A 24,158-nucleotide genomic window follows, 5' to 3' on the forward strand; every position below is an offset into this window, starting at 1 on the left:
AGAATTATATCTTCCCGCTGTACAGCACCGGGCCTGTTGGCTGGCCGGTTGGTGACCCGCCCTGCGGTTCGAGGCTTATCGCGATTACCGCATCAGTGACAATCGACGCGTTCTTCAGCGAAACCTGCGTTGGCGCGCGGTTATCCACCAGCCCCAGCGAGACAGGAGCTTGTCCCGGCGGGATCAGCCAAAGTTGCAGGCTGTTTTGCGCCGCGACATTGGTTGGGCGCAACGGCGTAATGCTCAACTGTTGGCGACGGCTATCGGCGCTGACCACCCACTGTCCGTGCTGCTGACCATCGTTCAGGACCATCAGCGGCGCGAGTTCCGGCGCGCGGGTGGAGAGCCAGGTCACGACCGTCACGGCGGCGAGGCCTGCCGCCACCATCCAGCCAAGATAAGGTCGGGTGTTGCGTAAAGGCGCTTTCAGGGGCAGATCGAGGGCAATCTTTTTCCACACCGCCTCCGGCGGATGGATCGGCGCAAGATGGCTATCGAGGGTGCTGAACATCTCCTGCCAGTACGCTACGCGTGCGGCCAGATCCGGCTCATCGGCAAGCCTTCTTTGAAGCTGCAACCGCGCACCGCCTCGCAGGGTACCCAGGGCATATTCGGCAGCCAGCATATCATCGCGTTTCTCAAGATCGTTCATAGTCCAACGCACTCCCGAAGATGGTCCATTGCACGACGGATCCAGCTTTTCACCGATCCTACGGGCTGCTGGAGCCAGTCAGCGATATCGCCGTGAGACATTCCCTGATAGTAAGCGAGCGAGATGCTCTGGCGCTGGTCGTTGCTTAAATGCCCGAGGCAGTGGCGCAGACGTTCCGCCTGTGATTCGTCATACCAGCCGTTAGGTTCGTCGCTATCCGCAATTACTAACTGGTCGGTATATTCTTCTTCCACGTGCGTGGAACGCGCCTGTCCACTGCGCAGCCAGTCGATGCAGCGGTTACGCACGATGTGCGTCAGCCAGGTCATCGGTGAGCTTAGGGCGGCGTTATAGGTTTCGGCTTTGCTCCAGACGGTGATAAAGCAGTCGTGCAGGACTTCTTCGGCCCATGCGCGATGGCGTAACATGCGCAGCGCCACGGCAAAAAGATGCGGAGAGGTCAGTCGATACAGTTGCTCAAATGCGCGGCGATCGCCGGTTGCGACCGCCTGCATTAATAGGGTGTGCTGCTCAGCAAGCGCGTTATCCATGCTTTTCCCGCAAGTGGATGTTGACTTCCAAAGTATAGACAACTACTTAGGCATCAGGACCGTATCGATAACATCGATCACGCCATTTTTCTGATGGACGTCATAGATGCTGATATTCGCCACGTTGCCTTGGCCATCCTTCAACTGGATATTGTGCGGGCCGTTGCTCATGATCCACAGCGGCTGGCCGTTGACGGTTTTCAGCTCCGCGTGCCCACCACCTTGTTTGATTTTCATCTCCAGCGCTTTCATGTCGTACTTACCGGCCACCACGTGGTAGGTCAGGATGCTGGTGAGCATCGCTTTATTTTCCGGTTTGACCAGCTTATCGACCGTGCCCGCAGGCAATTTTGCAAATGCCGCATCGGTTGGCGCAAACACGGTAAACGGCCCTTTGCTCTGTAGCGTATCCACCAGCCCTGCCGCTTTCACCGCCGCCACAAGCGTAGTGTGATCCTTCGAGTTCATGGCGTTTTCAACGATATTTTTGCTCGGGAGCATCTCTGCGCCACCCACCATCACGGAACCGGAATCCATGGCCGCTGATGCGCCAGCACAGAACAGTAAAGCGCTGGATACGAATGCAACACTGATTAGCTTTTTCATCATCTATCCTCGGATTGGGGAGCAAGTCGTTGCTCACATACTCACATACGAGGGCAGGGGGGAAACTGGATGCAGGAAAATGAAAATAAATTTAGGGAGGGGTTCGCAGAGTGAATTTTAACGTTGATTTAGGTTAAGTTCTGCTCGAAGGTTTTATGCGTTAATGCCGCTTCCGACTGAGTATATCAGGAACTTAACTCATGGATGATACTGAAAACCGTGCTTATCATCGGCCTATCTGGGACGACAATGGAGGGTTTCATTATGAAGTTACCTCCCAGCCGAAAGAAAATAATTACGTGGCGGTTTGCCTTAAGCCGCCGCACAAAATCATTCCGGTTATTTTTATTCCAGGAGTGATGGGATCAAATCTGAGAAATGATGACGGTGAGGTCTGGCAATGCAGCTTTGAATCGCTAAAAAAATGGCCACTTGCCAACCCAAAGAAAAGAAAGCAACTTCTTGATCCAAAAACTACATCCGTAGATGACCGCGGTGAGATCTTCAATGACGGGGCTGATGGCAAAAAATTCCCGTCCCGGCGCGCACGCGGGTGGGGAAGTGCGTTTTACATGAGCTACGGCGAAGCGCTTGACCGCCTGCAATACCTGCTCAGTGACGACGACATCCTGATAGATAACTACTTTCGTGAAGCACAATTACAAACGGCGCGGCAGCGTTTTACCGGTGTCAGGATTGGCGACGAACCTGCGGAGCAGGTGCTGACGGAAGAAGAAACGGCGCACGGACACCACTTTTTATATCCGCTGCACGTTTTTGGCTATAACTGGCTACAGTCCAATGCCGACTCGGCGACGTTGCTGGGTAAATATATCAGAAAGGTGCTGGGGGATTATCACGGCCGTCTGGCGGTGGACAAAGTCATTCTGGTCACCCACTCAATGGGCGGTCTTGTTGCCCGTCATTACTCTGAAAACATGAACGGACAGGGCAACATTCTGGGGATTGTACACGGCGTGATGCCGGACCTTGGCTCGCCGGCAGCCTATCGCCGGATGAAAACCGGTGAACGAGGTGTGACCGGGATGATTATCGGGGACAGTGCTGAGAAACTGATGCCGGTACTGGCCCAGTCGCCCGGCCCGTTACAACTGCTGCCGGGCAAGGCGTACGGTCCTGGCTGGCTGAAAATCGAGAGCGGCGGTACGCAACAGTCTCTGCCGAAAAGCGATCCGTACACGGAAATATACCTGAATAAAACGGCCTGGTGGCGGCTGTGTGAGAAGGATTTGCTGCTGGGGGATACTGCGGCTGAGTGGGACAAATATGAGAATAGGATCAACGATCAAGTCCGAAAATTCATTGAAAATCTGAATGGAAAATACCACCCGCAAACCTGGTTGTTTTACGGTTCCAGCGTAAGTAACCCCTCTGATGCGTTTCTGACGTGGAAAGAGCGTATCCCCCAGAGCGTGCGGGAGGCCCAGAGAGTTCGAAGTCACGCTGGAGATTTTATTGAACTGTCGCCATTAAGAGCCCACGAACTGATTTCTTCCGGTAGCCCCGGCGATGGCACCGTGCCGGTCAAAGCTATTCGTACTTCATCTCCTCATATCCATGCCGTACTGGCGACTGATGTTGACCATGAAGGGGCCTATGCCGTTGATCCGGTGGATAGCTCCCGTTCGGTCTACAGTGACCTGTCCGACGCCCTGATGTTCACGGTCCGCTCGGTGGTAAAAATCGTGCAGCAGGTGCCGGCACCATGAAAGAAAGCAAGTCTCCTGTCATTGTCACAATAACGCTTCTGCTGCTGGCAGCCGGATATTATATATACAACTACGTAACGTTTGTGCACACACCCCCAGCATTAACCGATAAGGAAATCCGTATGGTTGACAACCTGTTTGCCTCCACCAAAACTCAGTGCGTAGCGCGCTATGTGTTTGAGGTTCCGACCTCTTTTGAAAACACCCGGACGGACCGCGCCCAGATTAATGAGGTCAGCATCAGCAGCAAGCGACTTTATCGCCCGGCGTTTGCGCAGCGCATTCGGTTGCGGGAGGAGGAGCTGGAAAACAGCCATACCGTGGATGCTGTAGATAGTCCTTTTCTCAAGCAGGTGCACCGGATAAATGACAACGCGGTGATATTTGACCGTAATCAAAATGAGAGTGTGGCGGGTTCTAGTCGCATTCTTGAAGGGCATCTGTATGTTGATGGGGTGGCGTTTGTCCTCACTCAGGAGATTATCGATTACTCAGACCCGCGCTTTGCCAAAGAGCGGGCATTCTGGTTACGGAAAGAGGCGGGAAGACCTGAGTGGATGGCCAATAACAAGCCTCAGAAACTGGCAGAGCTACAGGACTTAATGTCTCGTCTTAGCGGGCGAAAAGATGATGAAATCCCGACACAGCCGGGTACCTGTATTTCAGAAGGGTTTATCCGCGACGGGCGCGAAAAACCAAAGGAAGATATCACTTTTATTTATCCGCACAGTTCGGTCTTTTCTTTTACCGTCTGGAGCAATAATGCTCTGAAAGAAAGCACAACCATGCTGGAGCGAACCGGGGAAATTCAGTCGTATATCAACAGCATTAATGGACGCACGCTACGTAAGGGTGAAGCGCAGATTGCTGGTTTCAAGGCCAGTGAATGGCTGATTACGGCCCCGCCAAAAAGCTCATCCGATAATCCCTCAGCGCAACTCATGTTTACCGCGGTAGCGAATGAGACAAATGCAGACTTCATGCATCCCAATCTTGATCTGACGCTAAGCAACGAAATCCCACCTGAAGGCAACGACACAGCTCCTCCATCAACCTATAGCGAAGCTGAGCTTGTGGCGATCTGGGATCGCATCACCCGCTCTTTTCGTCTCAGGAACAATGCATTCTGAATAGCGTGAGTCATGGGTAAAGGGAATGGAATCTGAGATATGAATGACACCAAAAATGACAAATTAACCCGCTGTTTTATCACGTTTTTAACAGATGATGGCGAGGGTGTTAAGTTCGAGATTTTGTGCCGGATGAAAGATAAACTTTCGGTTTACAGTGACCTGTCCGACGCCCTGATGTTCACGGTCCGCTCGGTGGTAAAAATCGTGCAGCAGGTGCCGGCACCATGAAAGAAAGCAAGTCTCCTGTCATTGTCACAATAACACTTCTGCTGCTGGCAGCCGGATATTATATATACAACTACGTAACGTTTGTGCACCCCCCTCCAGCATTAACCGATAAGGAAATCCGTATGGTTGACAACCTGTTTGCCTCCACCAAAACTCAGTGCGTGGGGCGCTATATGTTTGAAGTTCCGGCCTCATTCGAAAACACCCGGACGGACCGCGCCCAGATTAATGAGGTCAGCATCAGCAGCAAGCGACTTTATCGCCCGGCGTTTGCGCAGCGCATTCGGTTGCGGGAGGAGGAGCTGAAAAACAGCCATACCGTGGATGCCGTAGATAGTCCTTTTCTCAAGCAGGTGCACCGGACAAATGACAACGCGGTGATATTTGACCGTAATCAAAATGAGAGTGTGGCGGGTTCTAGTCGCATTCTTGAAGGGCATCTGTATGTTGATGGGGTGGCGTTTGTCCTCACTCAGGAGATTATCGATTACTCAGACCCGCGCTTTGCCAAAGAGCGGGCATTCTGGTTACGGAAAGAGGCGGGAAGACCTGAGTGGATGGCCAATAACAAGCCTCAGAAACTGGCAGAGCTACAGGACTTAATGTCTCGTCTTAGCGGGCGAAAAGATGATGAAATCCCGACACAGCCCGGCACCTGTATTTCAGAAGGGTTTATCCGCGACGGGCGCGAAAAACCAAAGGAAGATATTACTTTTGTCTATCCGCATAATCAGGTCTTTTCCCTGTCGGTTTCCACAAATACTTCTCTTGGCGATCCAAAAAGCATGCTGGAGCGGAGTCATGAAATTCAGCCTTACCTTACAGAAGTTAAAGCGAGGACGCTGCGGAAGGGTAAAACCCAGTTAGCAGGCTTTGAGGCCGATGAATGGCTTAACACCGCCCCGTCAGAAAGATCATCCGATCCCCTTGCCAAGCAACTCCTGTTTAACATCATAGCCAATGAAAAAATAGTGGATTTTCGACATCCGATTATTGACCTGACTTTAAGTAATCATAACTTGCCGCCACCGACCTACAGCGATGCCGAACTGTTAGAAGTATGGGATCGCATCACCCGCTCTTTTCGTCTCAGGAACAATGCATTCTGAATAGCGTGTGTCATGGATAAAGGGAATGGAATCTGAGATATGAATGACACCAGGAATGACAAATTAACCCGCTGTTTTACCACGTCTTTAATAGATGATTGCGAGGGCGTTAAGTTCGAGATTTTGTGCCGGATGAAAGAAAAACTCTCGGTCTACAGTGACCTGTCCGACGCCCTGATGTTCACGGTCCGCTCGGTGGTAAAAATTGCACAGCAGGTGCCGGCACCATGAAAAAACTCCCGTTTCCCCTCCTTATTCCGCTGGCGATGCTGTTGCTGGCGGCAGGATTCTATATTCACAACTATGTGACGTTTGTGCATACGCCACCGGAATTAACCGTTAAGGAAGAACGTATGGTTGACACCCTTTTTGCCTCCACCAAAGCCCAGTGCGTGGGGCGCTATATGTTTGAAGTTCCGGCCTCATTCGAAAACACCCGTGCGGACCGCGCCCAGATTAATGAGGTCAGTATCAGCAGCAAGAGACTGTATCCCCCAGCGTTTGCGCAGCGTATCCGGCTGCGGGAGGAGGAATTGTTAAACAGTCATACGGTACGGAAAATGGATCAGCCTTTTTTAAAGCAAATTTTTCGACTGAGTGACAGATCAGTGATTTTCGACCGCAATGAAAATGAAAGTGTACCGGGTTTTGGCCGTATTCTGGAAGGTCATCTGTATGTTGACGGGGTAGCATTTACCCTTACTCAGGAAATCACCGATTTATCTGACCCAAAATATCAAAAAGATAAGGCGGATTTTATCAATGCTGGCGTCAGTATCGATTTTCTAAACAACAAAGCTCAGAAACTCGCGGAGCTACAGGACTTAATGTCCCGTCTGAGCGGGCGAAAAGATGACGAAATCCCGACACAGCCGGGCACCTGTATTTCAGAGGGGTTTATCCGCGACGGGCGCGAAAAACCAAAGGAAGATATCACCTTGATTTATCCGCACAGTTCGGTCTTTTCTTTTACCGTCGGGAGCAATAATGCTCTGAAAGAAAGCACAACCATGTTGGAGCGAACCGGGGAAATTCAGTCGTATATCAACAGCATTAATGGACGCACGCTACGTAAGGGTGAAGCGCAGATTGCTGGTTTCAAGGCCAGTGAATGGCTGATTACGGCCCCGCCAAAAAGCTCATCCGATAATCCCCCAGCACAACTCATGTTTACCGCGGTAGCGAATGAGACAAATGCAGACTTCATGCATCCCAATCTTGATCTGACGCTAAGCAACGAAATTCCACCCGAAGGCAGCGACACAGCTCCTCCGTCAGCCTATAGCGAAGCTGAGCTTGTGGCGATCTGGGATCGCATCACCCGTTCTTTTCGTCTCAGGAACAATGCATTCTGAGCGGAGTCAATCCCCGGCGGTTACTTCCGGGGATTGACTCCGTGGAACTGCCATTTCGGTCAACGTGTACACGTTAGTAGATGCAACTTAGCCCCTCACCGGTGCACCGTCCGCCACATAATAAGCCGCCGTGCTCTTCGCCAGCGGCTCGCGCCCGCGAATGGCATCGGCGATTTTCTCGCCAATCATGATGGTGGTGGCATTCAGGTTGCCGGTAATAATCAGCGGCATAATGGACGCATCTACCACACGTAGCCCTTCCAGCCCGTGAACGCGGCCTTCGCCGTCCACGACTGCCATTTCGTCGCTGCCCATTTTACAGGTGCCGCACGGGTGGAAGGCGGTTTCGGCGTGATTGCGCACGAACTCATCCAGCTCTTCGTCGGTCTGGCATTCTACGCCGGGGCTGATTTCACGGCCGCGATAAGGGTCCAGTGCGGGCTGGTGCATGATCTCGCGGGTGATGCGGATAGCGTCACGGAACTCCTGCCAGTCCTGCTCGTGGGACATGTAGTTGAACAGGATTGCCGGATGGTCGTGCGGATCGCGCGACGTAATGCGCACGTGCCCACGGCTTGGCGATCGCATGGATCCGACGTGGCACTGGAAACCGTGCTCTTTCACCGCATTGGAGCCATTGTAATTAATCGCCACCGGTAGGAAATGGTACTGAATGTTCGGCCATTCGAACTCTTCGCGGCTGCGGATAAACCCGCCCGCTTCGAAGTGGTTGCTCGCGCCCACGCCAGTACCGCCAAATAACCATTCCGCGCCGATCTTCGGCTGGTTCCACCATTGCAGGGCAGGGTAGAGCGAGACCGGTTCTTTGCATTCATATTGCAGGTACATTTCCAGGTGATCCTGCAGGTTTTCGCCCACGCCTGGTAAATCGTGTACCAACGGAATATCGAACTGCTTTAGCAGCTCGGCATTGCCCACGCCCGAGCGCTGCAAAATCTGCGGAGAGGCGATCGCCCCGGCGCACAGCAGGACTTCTTTATTGGCCGTCGCTTTGGATGGGATAGTGCTTTCGCCCTCCAGCCACTCGACGCCCACCGCGCGCTTGCCGTCAAAAATAATATGATCGGTCATGGCGTGGGTGCGGATGGTCAGATTCGGACGCGCTTTCGCCTGGTCCAGGTAGCCGCGCGCGGTGCTGGAGCGTCGGCCCTTCGGCGTCACGGTCCTGTCCATCGGCCCGAAACCTTCCTGCTGATAGCCGTTGAGATCGTCGGTGCGCGGATACCCTGCCTGTACGCCCGCTTCCACCATCGCTTCAAACAGCGGGTTCACGCCCGGCCTGGAAGTGGTGACACTCACCGGACCGTCGCCGCCGTGCCAGTCGTTCGGCCCCGCGTCGCGGCTTTCCGATTTACGGTAGTAGGGCAGGCAGTTCAGGTAGCTCCAGTGTTCCAGACCCGGTGCCGTGGCCCAGTTGTCCAGATCCATGGCGTTGCCACGGATGTAGCACATACCGTTGATCAGCGACGAGCCGCCCAGCCCTTTACCGCGTCCGCACTCCATGCGGCGGTTGTTCATATACGGCTCAGGCTCGGTTTCATAGGCCCAGTTGTAGCGCTTGCCTTGCAGCGGAAACGCCAGCGCGGCGGGCATCTGGGTGCGAAAATCCATGCGGTAGTCCGGGCCACCTGCCTCTAGCAGCAGCACGGTGGTGTTTGTGTCTTCCGTCAGGCGCGTAGCCAGTACGTTGCCGGCAGAACCGGCGCCAATAATGATGTAGTCAAATTGCAAATAAACCTCCCGGTTAAAATATGGACTGGAATGTACCCATCTCAACCTGGATGGACTTCACCTGGGTGTAGCTCTGGAGCGTCATCACGCCGTTCTCGCGGCCAATGCCCGAGTGCTTGTAGCCGCCCACCGGCATCTCGGCGGCGGATTCGCCCCAGGTATTGATCCAGCAAATACCCGCTTCAAGCTGATGAATCGCACCGTGGGCGCGGTTCAGACTGGTGGTCACAATGCCTGCCGCCAGACCGTAGTCGGTATCGTTGGCGCGGCGAATCGCTTCGTCGTCGCTTTCATAGGTGAGGATGGACATCACCGGGCCGAAGATCTCTTCGCGCACGATGGTCATTTCGTCGGTGCAGTCGGTGAACACCGTTGGTGCCACCCATGCGCCGTTATCAAAGCCGCCGCCCTTCAGCACGTCGCCGCCGCACAGCACGCGCGCGCCTTCCGCTTTGCCTTTGGCGATGTAGCGCAGCACGTTCTCGCGGTGCGGGAAGCTGACCATCGGGCCAAAATTAGTCTGCTCATCAAACACATCGCCCGCGCGAATGCGACCTACGCGTTCGGCGATTTTCTGCTCAAATTCGGCCTTGAACTTCAGCGGCACGAACACGCGAGTGCCGTTGGTACAGACCTGGCCGGAGCTATAGAAGTTGGCCATCATGGCGATGTCGGCGGCCAGATCGAGGTCCGCGTCATCGAACACGATCAGCGGTGATTTGCCGCCCAGCTCCATCGTCACCTCTTTCAGGGACGAGGCCGCCGAGTTCGCCATGACCTTTTTACCGCTGGCGACGCCGCCGGTGAAGGACACTTTACTGATGCCCGGATGCTCGGTCAGGAACTGGCCCGTTTCCGCACCCACGCCCGGCAGGACGTTAAATACGCCGTCAGGCAGACCCGCTTCGGTATAGATTTCTGCCAGCTTCAGGGCGGTGAGCGGAGTGACTTCGCTCGGTTTGAAGATCATCGCGTTGCCCGCGGCCAGCGCCGGGGCGGATTTCCACAGTGCGATCTGGATCGGATAGTTCCACGCGCCAATCCCGGCGACCACGCCCAGCGGCTCGCGGCGGGTGTAGACGAAAGAGGTATCGCGCAGGGGGATCTGGTTGCCTTCCAGCGCCGGGATCAGTCCCGCGTAATACTCCAGCACGTCCGCGCCAGTGACGATATCAACGGCGGCGGTTTCAGAAAGCGGTTTGCCAGTGTCGAGGGTTTCCAGCTTCGCCAGCTCGTCGTTGCGTTCGCGCAGAATATCGACCGCCCGACGCAGGATGCGTGAGCGTTCCATCGCGGTCATCGCCGCCCAGACTTTTTGCCCTTCCTGGGCGCTTTTCACGGCGCGATCCACGTCGTCGCGCCCCGCGGCCTGGACCGTCGCCAGGACTTCACCGTTGGCCGGGTTGATGGTCTCGAAGGTGTTTCCGCTGGTGGCCGATGTATAGCCCCCATTGATATAAAGCTGCTGTTCTGCCATTCGGGACATAATGTCTCCTCGGTTAATCGGTCGGTAAATGCTGGCTGATAAAGTGGCTGGTGAGCGACTCGGCAAGCGGTTTGTCCAGCGGCTTACCGCTGAGGGCCGCGCGCAGCCAAAGCCCGTCAATCAGCGCCGCCAGTCCGTAGCCCGCCTCCTGCGCCTGCGGACGCGGCAGCTCGCGGGCAAATTCACTGACCAGGTTCGACAGCAGGCGGCGGCTGCTCACCTGCTGCAATCGGTAGAGCATCGGTTGATGCATGCTGCTCGCCCAGAAGGCCAGCCAGGCCTTCATCGCCGCGCTGCTGACCTGCGTTTCGTCAAAGTTGCCGGATACAATCGCCTGCAATCGCTGCTCGGCGCTGCCATCGGGCAGGGCGCGCAGGCGGCTTAACACCGCGTGGCGCAGCTGGCTGGTGATGTCGCGCATCGTCGCTTCCAGCAGGCCGTTCTTATCCTTGAAATAGTGGCTGATGATGCCGGTCGATACCCCCGCGCGACGGGCGATCTGCGCGATGGTCGCGTCGTGCATTCCCACTTCATTTATTGCTTCCAGCGTGGCGTTAATTAGCTGCCTGCGCCGGATCGGCTGCATCCCCACTTTGGGCATTTTTGCCACTCCATTCATCAGCGTTGGTTAACTATTAAAGCGGTTTTTGATTGGACGTTCAATATAAAATGTGTCTTAATTGTTGCGGATTCTGTTTTTAATAGTTACGAAAAAGGTGGGGATACTGGATGACAGACCTTTCACAAAGCAGAGAAAAGGACAAAATCAATCCGGTTGTTTTTTACACCTCCGCAGGACTGATTTTGTTGTTTTCCCTGATGACAATCTTCTTTAGCGACTTTTCCGCGCTGTGGATTGGTCGAACGCTGAACTGGGTTTCAAAAACGTTTGGCTGGTACTACCTGCTCGCCGCGACGCTGTATATCGTGTTTGTGGTGTGCATTGCCTGCTCGCGTTTTGGATCGGTCAAGCTCGGGCCAGAGCAGTCGAAGCCGGAGTTTAGCCTGCTAAGCTGGGCGGCGATGCTGTTCGCGGCGGGCATCGGCATCGACCTGATGTTCTTCTCGGTCGCGGAGCCGGTGACGCAATACATGCAGCCGCCGGAAGGGGCGGGGCAGACCATGGAGGCCGCGCGCCAGGCGATGGTCTGGACGTTGTTCCACTACGGGCTGACCGGCTGGTCGATGTACGCTCTGATGGGCATGGCGTTGGGATACTTTAGCTACCGTTATAATTTGCCCCTGACGATCCGCTCCGCGCTCTATCCTATCTTCGGTAAAAGAATCAACGGACCGATTGGTCACACCGTGGATATCGCGGCGGTGATCGGCACTATCTTTGGTATTGCCACGACGCTCGGGATTGGCGTGGTGCAGCTCAACTACGGGCTGAGCGTGCTGTTTGATATCCCGGATTCGATGGCGGCTAAAGCGGCGCTGATTGGGCTGTCGGTGCTTATCGCCACCATCTCCGTGACCTCTGGCGTGGATAAGGGCATTCGTATTCTGTCCGAGCTGAACGTGGTGCTGGCGCTGGGCCTGATCCTGTTCGTGCTGTTTATGGGCGACACGTCGTTCCTGCTGAACGCGCTGGTCCTCAACGTCGGCGATTATGTGAACCGCTTTATGGGCATGACGCTCAACAGCTTCGCTTTCGATCGCCCGGTCGAGTGGATGAATAACTGGACGCTGTTCTTCTGGGCATGGTGGGTAGCCTGGTCGCCGTTTGTCGGCCTGTTCCTGGCGCGTATTTCGCGCGGGCGCACCATTCGCCAGTTCGTGTTGGGTACGCTGATTATTCCGTTTACCTTTACCCTGCTGTGGCTGTCGGTTTTCGGCAACAGTGCGCTGTACGAGATCATTCACGGCGACGCGGCGTTTGCGCAAGAGACGATGGCGCACCCGGAGCGCGGCTTCTATAGCCTGCTGGCGCAGTATCCGGCGTTTACCTTTAGCGCCTCGGTCGCCACCATCACCGGCCTGCTGTTTTACGTCACCTCGGCGGACTCCGGCGCGCTGGTGTTGGGGAACTTCACCTCGAAGCTAAAGGATATCAACAGCGATGCACCCAACTGGTTGCGTATTTTCTGGTCGCTGGTGATTGGCCTGCTGACGTTGGGTATGTTAATGACCAACGGCATCTCGGCCCTGCAAAACGCGACGGTGATTATGGGGCTGCCGTTCAGCTTTGTGATCTTCTTCGTGATGGCCGGGCTGTATAAATCGCTGAAGGTGGAAGACTACCGCCGCGAGAGCGCCAACCGCGACACCGCGCCGCGCCCAATGGGCACGCAGGACAGGCTGAGCTGGAAGAAACGCCTGTCGCGCCTGATGAACTATCCGGGCACGCGCTACACCAAGCAGATGATGGAGACGGTGTGCTATCCGGCTATGGAAGAGGTGGCGCAGGAGCTGAAGCTGCGCGGTGCAAACGTCGAGCTGAAAAGCCTGCCGCCGGAAGAGAGCGAGACGCTGGGGCATCTGGAGCTGCGCGTGCACATGGGCGACGAGCAAAACTACGTTTACCAGATTTGGCCGCAGCAATATTCGGTGCCTGGATTCACGTATCGCGCGCGCAGCGGTAAATCGACGTATTACCGCCTGGAGACGTTCCTGCTGGAAGGCAGCCAGGGGAATGACCTGATGGATTACAGCAAGGAGCAGGTCATTACGGATATTCTGGACCAGTATGAAAGGCACCTGAACTTTATCCACCTGCACAGGGAAGCTCCGGGGAATAGCGTAATGTTCCCGGACGTGTGAGAGGGTAGCTAGGGTTGTTTTGAGAGATCGGCGTCATGCTTGAGTGTGACGCCGATTTTGTGTGTGGGGGGGGGGTACGGTTGTGCCTGGGCGGACGTTGCCAACGCTATTTCTCTGAGCGATTCCAGGGCATTTTTAACAGTAATTTTGCCATACCACACCAGCCACTGACTCCGGCAAAGAGTAAACCTGCGCCGACAAAGCCTGACAGTAAAAATAGCCCGCTATTAACGGTGTACCCTAATACAACGCTGATAAGAATGAGTGTGCCCGCAACAATCTGAACTTGTCTCATGACAGGTAACGGTTGTTTTTTGTCTTCAATAGTAGGGAGTTGGGCATTTTTCCACGCATTGATCCCGCCAGTCATCAGTAAAACCGGCGCTGAACTGACGGCGTTGATGAGCGTAGTCGCATTTTGTGCCGTACGCACCCCTGACTGACAATGAAAAATGACGGGCTGTCGCTCTGCGCCCTCCACCGTTTTACCTTCCGCGATATCGGTAGGAGGTACCGAGCGTGCGTGCGGTATGTGCTCACGCAGGTATTCAGCACGGTCTCGAATATCAATGAGTACAGCCCCTTGCTCAACAAGCTTTTTGGCTTCAAGCGGTGAAATGGATTCTGGCATCATTTGAGGTCCTCCGGGCAGTAAATGTCTTTTAAGGTGTTGATGATCTTTTTAACAGCCTCGTTTTTGATGGAATAGTTCACCCTTTGCGCCACTCTTTCAGATTCAATCAAGCCATCCTCTCTCATTTTCGCCAGGTGCTGTGAGGTCGCAGAAGGCGTTAAACCGGTCAATTGCCCCAAATCCCCTGACGAGGTGCCTGGCCTATCAATGAGAATGCAAAGGATCAATAGTCGCCTGCTGTTACTCATCGACTTAAGCAGTTTTGTGGCCAGCGAGGCGCTTTCCTGTAACTGGTGCAGTTGAGTATCTTTCATCTTTAATTTTAGAGTTTGCTAAATTTAGTAAATGCTAAATCAAACGACGCTCGTACACAAGCAGAAACCGTTCGTAAACGGATTTGAAATGACCTGATAATCTGTGGTGCTTCTCTCTGATACATCGCCAGATTAGTGTGTCAGGCCAAACTCAGGTACCCCATTATCTGCCATCCAGAGGTTGTATTTGTTAACAAAACTTCCCCTGTCCAACCCTCATGATGCGGAAACTTATCTCCAAAAAACGGGTAGCTATACATTTACGTCGAGTTGTCAGTTAATACGTTTTGGTTGCTTAACAGGAGAATGTCCATGCCGTCACACCCACTACGCCAGATTATTGAATCGTGCGATAGAGCGATCTCTGCTAAAGACTTTGATTCTTTGATGGAGAATTATTCCGAGGATGCCGCTCTGGTGGTAAAACCGGGCCTGATCGTTAAAGGCAAAAACAATATTCGCAACGCGTTCATTGCCATCTCTGAATATTTTCAGGATCAACTTATCGTTGAGCAGGGAGATATGCAGGTTATTGAAGGTGGTGGTAATGCTCTCGTGATCATGGAAACCGTTCTTCGTTATCCTGATGGACAAGGGGGAACGGTCGAAACCACGCGTCGTGCCACTTATGTTTTCAGGCAGGAAGGCCAACATCGCTGGCTTTGCACTATCGATAACTCTTATGGCTCGTCACTTTTAGATGCCGAACCTGTTTAATCAAGGCTTAATCCGCGCTCCAGAACGGAAACTGCTGTCTGGCAATGGAAAGCACTAGAGACCGCGAAAAATAGCGGCGAGCTGTTTTACTGCGTCTTCTATCTCTCTCTCGGTGTAAGCGGCAAACCCCATCAAGAACCCTGTGGATGCAGGGCTTCCTGCATATAATTCGGTAAGCCCAAGGATATCGACGCCTGCGCGGCGGGCAGCAACGGCGATCTCTGCCTCAGATATTCCCTGCCTGAGATGGCAAGGCATCTGCATGCCACCCGCTGGCGTTACGCAGACCACATAATCAGAAAGATAGGTGTCTATCAGGCTGGCCAGCTTGTCACGTCGAGTCACATAAACACTACGCATCATGCGCACATAGGAACCAAAATGACCCCCCTCCAAAAATTTCGCCAGAGTCAGTTGGGTGATTGAGGCGGTATGACCGTCCATGAGTGTCCTTGCCATCGTCAGGGGCTCGACAAGTTCTGCGGGCACAATCATGTATGCAATGCGTAGCCCCGGGAAAAGAGACTTAGTGAACGTCCCGATATAGATTGTCCGGTTAAAAGCATCCAGGCCCTGAACGCAGGCCATAGGTTTGCCTTCATAGTGAAACTCACTGTCATAGTCATCCTCGATTATCCAGGCGTGGTGGCGGTTGGCCCAATCGATGACCGCCAGACGTCGGTCCAGAGATAGCGTGACCCCGGTAGGATACTGATGGGAAGGGGTAAGGTAGATAGCTTTTGCAGGCTCTGTCAGAGAATTAAGGTGCTCAATACAAATGCCTTTATCATCAAGAGGAACCGGAATGCTGTTCAGTCCGGCAGCTTTAAACGCTTTGTGCGCCCCTTGATAAGCAGGATCCTCAATCACAACGCCATCCCCGTTGTCCATCAGGACGTGAGAACAGAGAGCCAGCGCCTGTTGGGAACTTGTCAGAATAATTATCCGTTCTGCCGTGGCATGAGTGCCGCGCTCCAGATTGACATATTCCGCGATGGCCCGCCGTAAGCGCTCCATACCTTGCGGTGGACTTTGTTCTAATGCCTGGTGGCGATACTCTTTCAGCACCTGTCGCTGAAGACGCTCCCAGGCTGGAATCGGAAACAAACGCGTTTCGGGGATACCCGGAGCCAGTGGGCGAGGTGAGGAAAATTCGCGTATCCCTCCACTCTCATAAATCACCTCGCCTCGGGCACTGAGTTTTGCTTTACGTACATCAGCGGCTAACTGACGCTGGCGGGAATGTGGTTTCAAAAATCGTGCGCTGGCAGAAACAAAGCTACCTCTTCCAGTATGCCTCTCAATAAAACCTTCTGCATGCAGGCTGGTGTAGGCCGCTTCAATGGTATCCCGAGAAACACTCAGTGATTTTGCCAGCGCGCGTGAAGCCGGAAGGGCCTTACCGTTAGATAAAATCCCCTCCAGTATGAGTGTCCGTATTGCTCTCTGGATCCTTTCATGGAGCGGTAGCGATCCGTTTGCAGGATCGGTTATCCATGCCTTTACCGTTTCAAGCTGTGCGTGCTTAAACATCCGTTTCCCCACTATTCCTCGTGTCATCATTCATTCTAAAGCAAAAATGTCGGCTTCACGTTGATGAATTGGTCTGCTTGACTCACTAAAATTGGCAGGGCTAATCGTGCCATTTGGCCCTTATAATCCTTTCGCAAGAGTGAGCGCAGGGGCTAAAAATGAACAGTAAAGACAACATTGTCATTTGTTTTGAAATAATCTATTTGCGCCAACATAAACACAATCGAACATAAATAAACAAAGAGGTTATTATGATGAATAATGTGATTGTCACTATTGATGCTGTCCAGGAAAGTGATTATGAAAGCTGGTTGCCAAACTGGAAAGAATATCAAGAATTTTATAATGTCGATATTTCAGAATCCGTCACAAAACGGACCTGGCAACGATTTTTTAGCCCCATTGAACCTATATTTTGCGTGGTAGCAAGATATAACGGAGAAGTGGTCGGTTTTGCGCATTATCTTTTTCACCGTTCGACCTGGGCTGAGAGTGATTATTGTTATCTTGAAGATTTATATGTTTGCGAAACCATTCGGGGACAACAGGTTGGCAAACAGTTAATTGAATATGTTCAACGAGAAGCCCGAAAACGTCATGCCAGCCATCTTTATTGGCATACACATGAATCCAATTTCCGTGGGCAAAGGCTGTACGACTGGGTGGCGAAAAAAAGTGGGATGATTGAATATCGGATGCAGGTAAGGTAATTCCCGTTAACTGACGCTATGCCCCTTAAAAATAAGCGGGGGCATGTGTCTACTTTGTGCTCAATCTAAACAGTGAATCATGACTTTATCTTGACCTGAAGTTAACTTGAGCTTTTAAGATGCGAGGAATGAATTCAACCCGGAGAGAGTGTGCATATGAAAGAGTTTGATGTGGGTCTCACGCATGTTGCCTTTGTCGTCAGAGATTTGGACAAGAGTATCGAATTTTATCGTCAATACGCTGGAATGGAGGTTATCCATTCACGCGAACCCGGCGTTCCGGATGCGCGTAAAGTGGCGTGGCTAAGCGATCATACCCGCCCATTTGCACTGGTCCTTGTGCAAGCGGATAACGTGACGGATACCCCGCTGGGTCCTTTCGGTCACCTTGGTGTTGCCTGCGCAACTCGAGAAGAAATCGATCGTAAAACTGAAATGGCACGGGCCGAAGGGAAGCTGCGCAAAGAACCGGAATATTATGGCGATCCGGTAGGCTATTTTGTATTTTTTGCTGATCCTGACGGTAATACCCTTGAGCTGTCTTACGGGCAGCGTGTTGGTCTTGAAGCCATTCGCGCCAGCTAATTCCTGCTAATAAGAACCGCCAGAGGCTGCACGCCTGGTAGTCGTCGCAACGGAATAATATTGACTTTCCAGCGCCGCTGGCGTTATTCATATCGTCCAATCTCCTAATAAGATCTATCGCTAAGGACTCAGAGATGATCTCGTTCCGTGCAATGACAGAAGAAGAGTTTCCAGCTTATCTTGACTATTTTATTCCTGATTATACAGATGAGATTGTGGCTAATTATGGGTTATCTCAAGATGATGCTCTTTTAAGAGCCAATAAAGAAATATCAGATGCGCTCAATGAGGGCGTCAATACTCATGGGCAAATGTTACTGTGCCTTATTGAAGCGTCAATTCATCAAGACAAGCACGTAGGCTACCTCTGGTATAAACCAGATACGATTATGCGAACTGTATTTATCTATGACTTTCACATTTTCAATGCCCTCCAGGGACAGGGGCTTGCTAAACAGGCGCTTCGGGATTTCGAAGAATATCTGCGAGAAAAAGGTTTTAAAGAGATCAGGCTGCGCGTGGCGGGTGACAACGCCCGTGCCCGACATGTCTACGAGACCAGTGGCTTTGGGGTTACGGGTATTAATATGAGTAAGGTTATCGTGGGCTGAGATATCAAGAATCACGAGAGTGCCAGAGTTATCATGTGCTCTCTTGTTTTATATTTATAGTCCAACGGCGTGATGTTATTCATTTTCTGAAATTATACTTATCCACTATTCATAATCCATTTATAAATGTTAAGGGTTATTCGTAAGGCATTCCTTAAGCACAAATGCATTAATACATAAATATAATCGCGAGCATAATTCCTTTTTTATAAGGAGATAAAATGGCTATTCCAGCGTACTTATGGCTTAAAGACGATGGCGGTGTCGACATTAAAGGCTCTGTAGATGTAATGAACAGAGAGGGTAGTATTGAAATTCATAGTTTCGCTCATGGGTTGCATCTTCCGACAGACAATATGAACGGTAAAATAACGGGTACTCGTTTACATAGCGCACTGTCGTTTGAAAAAGAATTCGATTCATCCAGCCCTTATCTCTACAAGGCCGTTGCAAAGGGCCAGACGTTGAAAAGTGCCGAATTAAAGTGGTATCACATCAACAATGCTGGGCAGGAAGTGGAATACTTCAACATGCTACTCGAAGACGTCAAAGTCGTCTCTGTTTGCCCGTTGATGCATAACTGCAAGAACGCCAGCACCGAGAAACACAACCACCTCGAAGCCGTTTCACTTCGCTATGAGAAGATCACCTGGAAACACTGCGACGGCAATATCATGTTCACCGATGCCTGGAACGAACGATGATTCATTGCACATTTCGGCTTAATGGTAACGGCTTGTCCAATTTAAGCTGTCCTGGAATAGGTTTTTTTCCCGCATATTCTGGCAATGAGGGGCATCACCGGAACAACCCAGATTCTGTCACTGTGAAAAATATTGGCCCACTGCCACCGGGAAAATATTACATAGTCGACCGGCCGAGAAGTTTAAGTACCCGAGTGAATGACGTTTTTGCATCAAAATACACTGGTTCTGATCACTCTATATGGTTTGCCCTTTACCGCGTGGATGACAATCTTGATGACCACACTTTTATTAATGAAGTGGCTAGAGGAAACTTCAGGCTTCATCCGGCAGGTTACGCGGGGATAAGTAACGGTTGCATCACGCTGCCTTCTCCCCATCATTTTGCAGTGCTCCGGGAGGCGTTAATGAGTACACCCAAAATAATGGTGTCAGCTTCATTTTCTGCGTATGGTACGGTACAGGTGTATTAACAATGACTCCTATAAAATTTGTCGGAATTTGGATTATTCAATTTATTTCATTTTTTATAATTTTTTCAGTGAGTTATATATTATTACCTGAAGTGTATCTCTTTCATCTTTACAGTGACTCCGTGAGCTTTATAACGGAATCAGACTGGGATGCACTGTATATGATTAGCATGATGGTCGCTTCGGTACTGATTAATGCAGTGCTCATTTACGCCACAGCGTTAATCGTAAAATGACGATACAAGCCATACTGTAACATCTTCGTTGACAGAACTTTAATGATAACTATTTTCATTTAAATATAGCCTGTGCTATACCATATAGCACAGGCTAATTTTGCTTTGAATTTAACCACATCAGGAGATTTCTGCGATGCGACCAGGGCAAGGATTAAAGAAGGTGTTATTCAGCATGCTGTTAACCGCCGTGACCACCACGGGCGCGTTTGCAGCTGAAAAGTTCAGGGTGGTCACCACCTTTACCGTCATTGCTGATATGGCGAAAAACGTCGCGGGCGATGCGGCTGACGTGACCTCCATTACCAAGCCGGGTGCAGAAATCCACGAATATCAGCCGACGCCAGGCGACATCAAGCGTGCGCAAAATGCGCAACTGATCCTCTCCAACGGCATGAACCTGGAACTGTGGTTCCAGCGCTTCTACCAGCACCTGAAAGGCGTACCGGAGGTGGAGGTCACGAAGGGCATCACGCCGATGGGCATCAGCGAAGGGCCGTATAACGGCAAGCCTAACCCGCACGCGTGGATGTCTCCGGACAACGCGCTGATTTACGTCGATAACATTCGCGACGCTCTGGTCAAGTACGATCCGGCGAACGCCCAGATCTATCAGCGCAACGCCGAGATCTACAAACAGAAAATCACCAAAACCCTCGAACCGCTGCGCAAGCAGGTGGCAGATATTCCCGAAGACAAGCGCTGGATGGTGACCAGCGAAGGGGCCTTCTCCTACCTGGCGCGGGATTTAGGACTGAAAGAGCTGTACCTGTGGCCGATTAACGCCGATCAGCAGGGGACACCGCAGCAGGTGCGTAAGGTCATCGATCTGGTGAAAAAACATCACATTCCAGCCGTGTTCAGTGAAAGCACCGTTTCCGATAAACCCGCTCGTCAGGTGGCGCGCGAAACCGACACCCATTATGGCGGCGTGTTGTACGTTGACTCTCTGAGTGCGGAAAACGGCCCGGTACCGACCTATATCGATCTCTTGAACGTCACGACCCGCACGCTCGTGCAGGGGATCCGCGACGGCATGAAGGAGTAGCACATGCAGGCTAAAGGTATTGTCGTCACGGACGTAACGGTGACCTACCGCAACGGCCACACGGCGCTGCGCGATGCGTCGTTCAGCGTGCCGGGCGGGTCGATTGCTGCGCTGGTCGGGGTCAACGGCTCGGGTAAATCGACGCTGTTTAAGGCGGTGATGGGCTTTGTGCGGGTGGCGAGCGGCAACATTGCTATTTTGGGCATGGCCCCGCACCGCGCGCTGCGCCAGAACCTGGTCGCCTACGTGCCGCAGTCGGAAGAGGTCGATTGGTCGTTCCCGGTGCTGGTCGAAGACGTGGTGATGATGGGGCGTTACGGCCACATGGGCTTTATGCGCATTCCCAAAGCGCAGGATCGCGAGATCGTGACCGAGGCGCTGCGGCGCGTGGATATGCTCGAACTGCGCCATCGGCAGATCGGCGAACTGTCCGGCGGCCAGAAAAAACGCATCTTTCTGGCGCGGGCGATTGCCCAGCAGGGCGAGGTGATCCTGCTCGATGAGCCTTTTACCGGCGTCGACGTTAAAACCGAAGCCAGAATTATCAGCCTGCTGCGCGAACTGCGCGACGAAGGCAAAACGATGCTGGTCTCGACCCACAACTTAGGTTCGGTGACGGAGTTTTGCGATTACACGGTGATGGTCAAAGGCACCGTGCTGGCGAGCGGCCCAACGGATACCACCTTCACCGCCGATAATCTTGAGCGCGCCTTCAGCGGCGTGCTGCGGCACGTGGTGCTTAGCGGATCCGAAGACCGCATTATCACCGACGACGAGCGGCCTTTCGTGATGCATCGCCCGCCGGGCGTCGAGCGGGAGGCAAAATGAACACGCTTCTCGAACCCTTCGGCTATGAGTATATGCTCAACGCGATGTGGGTCTCGGCGATGGTGGGCGGGCTGTGCGCTTTTCTCTCCTGCTATCTGATGCTCAAAGGCTGGTCGCTGATTGGCGACGCACTGTCGCACTCGATTGTACCCGGCGTGGCGGGAGCCTACATGCTCGGGCTGCCGTTCGCGCTGGGCGCGTTTTTGTCCGGTGGGCTGGCGGCGGCCAGCATGTTGTTTCTGAACCAGCGCAGCCGCCTGAAGGAGGACGCCATTATCGGGCTGATCTTCTCCTCCTTTTTCGGGCTGGGCTTGTTTATGGTATCGCTCAACCCGACCTCAGTGAATATTCAGACCATCGTGCTGGGCAATATCCTGGCCATCGCCCCGGAGGATATCGTGCAGTTGACGATTATTGGCGTGGTCTCGATCCTCGTTCTGCTGTTCAAATGGAAGGATCTGATGGTGACCTTTTTCGATGAGAACCACGCCCGCGCCATCGGCCTGCGCCCCGAGCGCCTGAAAATCCTGTTCTTCACGCTGCTGGCGGTCTCCACGGTAGCGGCGCTGCAAACCGTCGGCGCATTTCTGGTCATCTGCCTGGTGGTCACGCCTGGCGCGACCGCGTGGCTCCTCACTGACCGCTTCCCGCGCCTGCTGATGATTGCGGTGGCGATTGGCAGCATCACCAGCTTCCTCGGCGCGTGGGCCAGCTATTATCTGGACGGTGCGACCGGTGGCATTATCGTGGTCGCCCAGACGCTGCTGTTTCTGCTGGCCTTTGTCTTTGCGCCGAAGCACGGCCTGCTGGCAAGTCGCCGCCGGGCGCGTCACGCGCTGGAGGTGCAGGAATGATGACCTTACTTCTTGAACCCTTCCAGTTTGCGTTTATGAACAACGCGCTGCTCATTTCACTGCTGGTGGCCGTGCCGTGCGCGCTGCTGTCGGTCTTTCTGGTGTTAAAGGGCTGGGCGCTGATGGGCGACGCCATGAGCCACGCGGTGTTTCCCGGCATCGTGCTCGCCTGGATGATGGGCCTGCCGCTGGCGGTTGGGGCATTCGTCGCCGGTTTGTTCTGCGCGGTTGCCACCGGATACCTGAAAGATAACAGCCGGATCAAGCAGGATACCGTCATGGGGATCGTTTTTTCCGGCATGTTCGCCGTCGGGTTAATCCTCTATATTGCCGTTAAGCCCGAGGTGCATCTCGACCACATTCTGTTCGGCGATATGCTGGGCATTAACGGGATGGACATTCTGCAAAGCGGCATCGTGGCGGGGCTGATAGCGGTGGTGATTGGCGTGAAATGGCGCGATTTCCTGCTGTTCTGCTTCGACTATCAGCAGGCGCAGGCAAGCGGCTTGCGCACCCGCTGGCTGCATTACGGCCTGCTGTGCATGGTGTCGCTCACCATCGTGGCGACGCTAAAGGCGGTGGGGATTATTCTGTCGATTTCGCTGTTGATTGCACCCGGCGCGATTGCGGTGCTGATCACCCGGCGCTTTCACGTCGCGCTAATGGTGGCGGTAGCTATCTCTATGCTGGTGTCGGTGAGCGGCGTTTATCTGTCGTTTTACCTCGACAGCGCCCCCGCGCCGACGATTGTGGTGCTGTTCGCGCTGGTATTTATCGTCACCTTTGTGGTGACCAGCGTGAACGCGAAGCGGCGGGAAAATCTTACAGCAGCGTGATGACACACTCGCGATCGCGCATCCAGTTAAGTGCAAAGGCAGTGCCTTCCTCAAACCCCGCCAGTGGGCGGGTCAGCGCCAACGTTAAACTTTCATTATCGAGCATCGTGAGGCGGGCGCTGTCAAATCCCATCATCGTTTTAACCTCCGGAAACAGCGCCTTAAACAGGCTCTCTTTGGCGCTGAAGGTCAACGTCAGGGCGAGGGCAAACGGGAAGCCTGCGCGAGAAATCACGCTTTCTTCCTGCGCATCAATGACTCCCTCTTTGATCTCGTTCGCTTCATTTTCTGAAAGAATGGCTTCGCAATCGATGCCTATCAGTACCTTTTGATCGCGACTAGCCACGGCCATGGCCTGCGTACCGCTGTGGGAAATACTGCCTGAAATACCCTGCGGCCAGAGCGGTTCGCCGCTTGGACCGATGCCAGGAATAGTGCGCTCGCCTAGTGCGTTGAGCGCATGAGCCGCCGCTATCCGCCCGGCAAGATGATCGCTTTTGCGCTTGCGTCCGGCGTCAGTCAGTTGAGCGTGGTGGGGGAGCCAAAGGAGATCGGCGTCAATGAAGGTGGCAGGGAAAAATTCGATGCGGTGGACGGTGTGCCCGGCAAGAAGAAACGTGGAGTAATTCGCCTGCATGATGGTTCTCGCTGTCTTCTGAAAGTGAGAACCATACCGCAGTTAACGCGCCGGGTCAGCAGGTGCGACCCGG

Annotated in this window: 26 protein-coding genes; 16 read left to right on the forward strand and 10 right to left on the reverse strand. The window is 53.2% G+C overall.

What is annotated here, in order from left to right; all coding sequences use genetic code 11:
* Positions 1-4: 4 nt before the first annotated feature.
* From AC6EMZ_RS01420 to AC6EMZ_RS01430, 3 genes are read right to left on the reverse strand one after another with little or no spacing between them, the layout of a single operon-like run.
* Complete coding sequence (locus tag AC6EMZ_RS01420) at positions 5-652, reverse strand: anti-sigma factor (protein WP_498400612.1); 648 nt, start codon at positions 650-652, stop codon at positions 5-7.
* The gene (locus tag AC6EMZ_RS01425) at positions 649-1,203 is read right to left on the reverse strand and encodes an RNA polymerase sigma factor (protein ID WP_498400613.1); all 555 of its coding nucleotides are present in this window, start codon (positions 1,201-1,203) and stop codon (positions 649-651) included. The genes AC6EMZ_RS01420 and AC6EMZ_RS01425 overlap by 4 nt, the downstream gene beginning before the upstream one ends.
* A gap of 42 nt (positions 1,204-1,245) precedes the next feature.
* Positions 1,246-1,809, reverse strand: a complete 564-nt coding sequence (locus AC6EMZ_RS01430) for a fasciclin domain-containing protein (protein ID WP_498400614.1) — start codon at positions 1,807-1,809, stop codon at positions 1,246-1,248.
* A 200-nt stretch (positions 1,810-2,009) separates the two neighbouring features.
* Between AC6EMZ_RS01430 and AC6EMZ_RS01435 the strand changes: the two genes are divergently transcribed.
* The 5 genes from AC6EMZ_RS01435 to AC6EMZ_RS01455 all read left to right on the forward strand — a co-directional run bounded on the left by AC6EMZ_RS01435 (position 2,010) and on the right by AC6EMZ_RS01455 (position 7,364).
* A complete protein-coding gene (locus AC6EMZ_RS01435; RefSeq protein WP_498400615.1) occupies positions 2,010-3,539 on the forward strand; it encodes an esterase/lipase family protein in 1,530 nt (509 codons plus the stop codon).
* A gap of 122 nt (positions 3,540-3,661) precedes the next feature.
* A complete protein-coding gene (locus AC6EMZ_RS01440) occupies positions 3,662-4,669 on the forward strand; it encodes a Tli4 family immunity protein (protein WP_498400616.1) in 1,008 nt (335 codons plus the stop codon).
* A gap of 39 nt (positions 4,670-4,708) precedes the next feature.
* On the forward strand, positions 4,709-4,900 hold the full coding sequence (locus AC6EMZ_RS01445; RefSeq protein WP_498400617.1) for a hypothetical protein: 192 nt from the start codon (positions 4,709-4,711) through the stop codon (positions 4,898-4,900).
* Positions 4,897-6,009 carry a Tli4 family immunity protein gene (locus tag AC6EMZ_RS01450; protein WP_498400618.1) on the forward strand — a complete coding sequence of 371 codons (1,113 nt, stop codon included), beginning with the start codon at positions 4,897-4,899 and terminating at the stop codon, positions 6,007-6,009. Before AC6EMZ_RS01445 ends, AC6EMZ_RS01450 begins: the two co-directional genes overlap by 4 nt.
* Positions 6,010-6,362: 353 nt before the next feature.
* Positions 6,363-7,364: a Tli4 family immunity protein gene (locus AC6EMZ_RS01455; RefSeq protein WP_498400619.1), complete on the forward strand. Its 1,002-nt coding sequence runs from the start codon at positions 6,363-6,365 to the stop codon at positions 7,362-7,364.
* An 87-nt stretch (positions 7,365-7,451) separates the two neighbouring features.
* Here AC6EMZ_RS01455 and betA read toward each other — a convergent pair whose 3' ends face one another.
* From betA to betI, 3 genes are read right to left on the reverse strand one after another with little or no spacing between them, the layout of a single operon-like run.
* Positions 7,452-9,116: a choline dehydrogenase gene (betA, locus tag AC6EMZ_RS01460; RefSeq protein ID WP_498400621.1), complete on the reverse strand. Its 1,665-nt coding sequence runs from the start codon at positions 9,114-9,116 to the stop codon at positions 7,452-7,454.
* A gap of 13 nt (positions 9,117-9,129) precedes the next feature.
* On the reverse strand, positions 9,130-10,602 hold the full coding sequence (gene betB, locus AC6EMZ_RS01465) for a betaine-aldehyde dehydrogenase (RefSeq protein ID WP_498400622.1): 1,473 nt from the start codon (positions 10,600-10,602) through the stop codon (positions 9,130-9,132).
* Between the two features lie 13 nt (positions 10,603-10,615).
* Positions 10,616-11,203, reverse strand: coding sequence for a transcriptional regulator BetI (betI, locus tag AC6EMZ_RS01470; protein ID WP_498401453.1), 588 nt, complete (start codon positions 11,201-11,203; stop codon positions 10,616-10,618).
* 128 nt (positions 11,204-11,331) lie between these two features.
* Here betI and betT point away from each other — a divergent pair, with 128 nt between their 5' ends.
* A complete protein-coding gene (gene betT, locus AC6EMZ_RS01475) occupies positions 11,332-13,365 on the forward strand; it encodes a choline BCCT transporter BetT (protein ID WP_498400623.1) in 2,034 nt (677 codons plus the stop codon).
* Between the two features lie 106 nt (positions 13,366-13,471).
* On the opposite strand, the gene AC6EMZ_RS01480 is transcribed toward betT, so the two are convergent.
* Entirely contained in the window at positions 13,472-13,999 is a 528-nt protein-coding gene (locus tag AC6EMZ_RS01480) for a rhodanese family protein (protein WP_498400624.1), read from the reverse strand.
* Entirely contained in the window at positions 13,996-14,313 is a 318-nt protein-coding gene (locus tag AC6EMZ_RS01485) for an ArsR/SmtB family transcription factor (RefSeq protein ID WP_498400625.1), read from the reverse strand. Before AC6EMZ_RS01485 ends, AC6EMZ_RS01480 begins: the two co-directional genes overlap by 4 nt.
* 312 nt (positions 14,314-14,625) lie before the next feature.
* Here AC6EMZ_RS01485 and AC6EMZ_RS01490 point away from each other — a divergent pair, with 312 nt between their 5' ends.
* Positions 14,626-15,030: a YybH family protein gene (locus AC6EMZ_RS01490; protein ID WP_498400626.1), complete on the forward strand. Its 405-nt coding sequence runs from the start codon at positions 14,626-14,628 to the stop codon at positions 15,028-15,030.
* Positions 15,031-15,084: 54 nt separating this feature from the next.
* On the opposite strand, the gene pdxR is transcribed toward AC6EMZ_RS01490, so the two are convergent.
* Complete coding sequence (pdxR, locus tag AC6EMZ_RS01495) at positions 15,085-16,563, reverse strand: MocR-like pyridoxine biosynthesis transcription factor PdxR (RefSeq protein ID WP_498400627.1); 1,479 nt, start codon at positions 16,561-16,563, stop codon at positions 15,085-15,087.
* A gap of 251 nt (positions 16,564-16,814) precedes the next feature.
* On the opposite strand from pdxR, the gene AC6EMZ_RS01500 reads away from it, so the two are divergent.
* From AC6EMZ_RS01500 to sitD, 9 genes are all read left to right on the forward strand, one after another.
* Positions 16,815-17,273, forward strand: coding sequence for a GNAT family N-acetyltransferase (locus tag AC6EMZ_RS01500; RefSeq protein ID WP_498400629.1), 459 nt, complete (start codon positions 16,815-16,817; stop codon positions 17,271-17,273).
* Positions 17,274-17,429: 156 nt separating this feature from the next.
* Positions 17,430-17,858, forward strand: a complete 429-nt coding sequence (locus AC6EMZ_RS01505; protein ID WP_498400630.1) for a VOC family protein — start codon at positions 17,430-17,432, stop codon at positions 17,856-17,858.
* 134 nt (positions 17,859-17,992) lie between these two features.
* Entirely contained in the window at positions 17,993-18,469 is a 477-nt protein-coding gene (locus AC6EMZ_RS01510) for a GNAT family N-acetyltransferase (RefSeq protein ID WP_498400631.1), read from the forward strand.
* A 221-nt stretch (positions 18,470-18,690) separates the two neighbouring features.
* Positions 18,691-19,173 carry an Hcp family type VI secretion system effector gene (locus tag AC6EMZ_RS01515; protein WP_498400633.1) on the forward strand — a complete coding sequence of 161 codons (483 nt, stop codon included), beginning with the start codon at positions 18,691-18,693 and terminating at the stop codon, positions 19,171-19,173.
* Complete coding sequence (locus AC6EMZ_RS01520; protein ID WP_498400635.1) at positions 19,170-19,646, forward strand: DUF2778 domain-containing protein; 477 nt, start codon at positions 19,170-19,172, stop codon at positions 19,644-19,646. The genes AC6EMZ_RS01515 and AC6EMZ_RS01520 overlap by 4 nt, the downstream gene beginning before the upstream one ends.
* Before the next feature lie 411 nt (positions 19,647-20,057).
* Positions 20,058-20,930 carry a metal ABC transporter substrate-binding protein gene (locus AC6EMZ_RS01525; RefSeq protein WP_498400637.1) on the forward strand — a complete coding sequence of 291 codons (873 nt, stop codon included), beginning with the start codon at positions 20,058-20,060 and terminating at the stop codon, positions 20,928-20,930.
* 3 nt (positions 20,931-20,933) lie between these two features.
* A complete protein-coding gene (locus tag AC6EMZ_RS01530; protein ID WP_498400638.1) occupies positions 20,934-21,758 on the forward strand; it encodes a manganese/iron ABC transporter ATP-binding protein in 825 nt (274 codons plus the stop codon).
* Positions 21,755-22,612: an iron/manganese ABC transporter permease subunit SitC gene (gene sitC / locus AC6EMZ_RS01535; RefSeq protein ID WP_498400639.1), complete on the forward strand. Its 858-nt coding sequence runs from the start codon at positions 21,755-21,757 to the stop codon at positions 22,610-22,612. The genes AC6EMZ_RS01530 and sitC overlap by 4 nt, the downstream gene beginning before the upstream one ends.
* The gene (gene sitD / locus AC6EMZ_RS01540) at positions 22,609-23,448 is read left to right on the forward strand and encodes an iron/manganese ABC transporter permease subunit SitD (RefSeq protein ID WP_498400641.1); all 840 of its coding nucleotides are present in this window, start codon (positions 22,609-22,611) and stop codon (positions 23,446-23,448) included. Before sitC ends, sitD begins: the two co-directional genes overlap by 4 nt.
* Here the strand turns inward: sitD and entD are convergent.
* A complete protein-coding gene (gene entD / locus AC6EMZ_RS01545) occupies positions 23,435-24,085 on the reverse strand; it encodes an enterobactin synthase subunit EntD (RefSeq protein ID WP_498400642.1) in 651 nt (216 codons plus the stop codon). The genes sitD and entD overlap by 14 nt on opposite strands.
* Between the last annotated feature and the right edge of the window lie 73 nt (positions 24,086-24,158).

This window comes from Enterobacter sp. SCRI0065 (assembly GCF_059766475.1).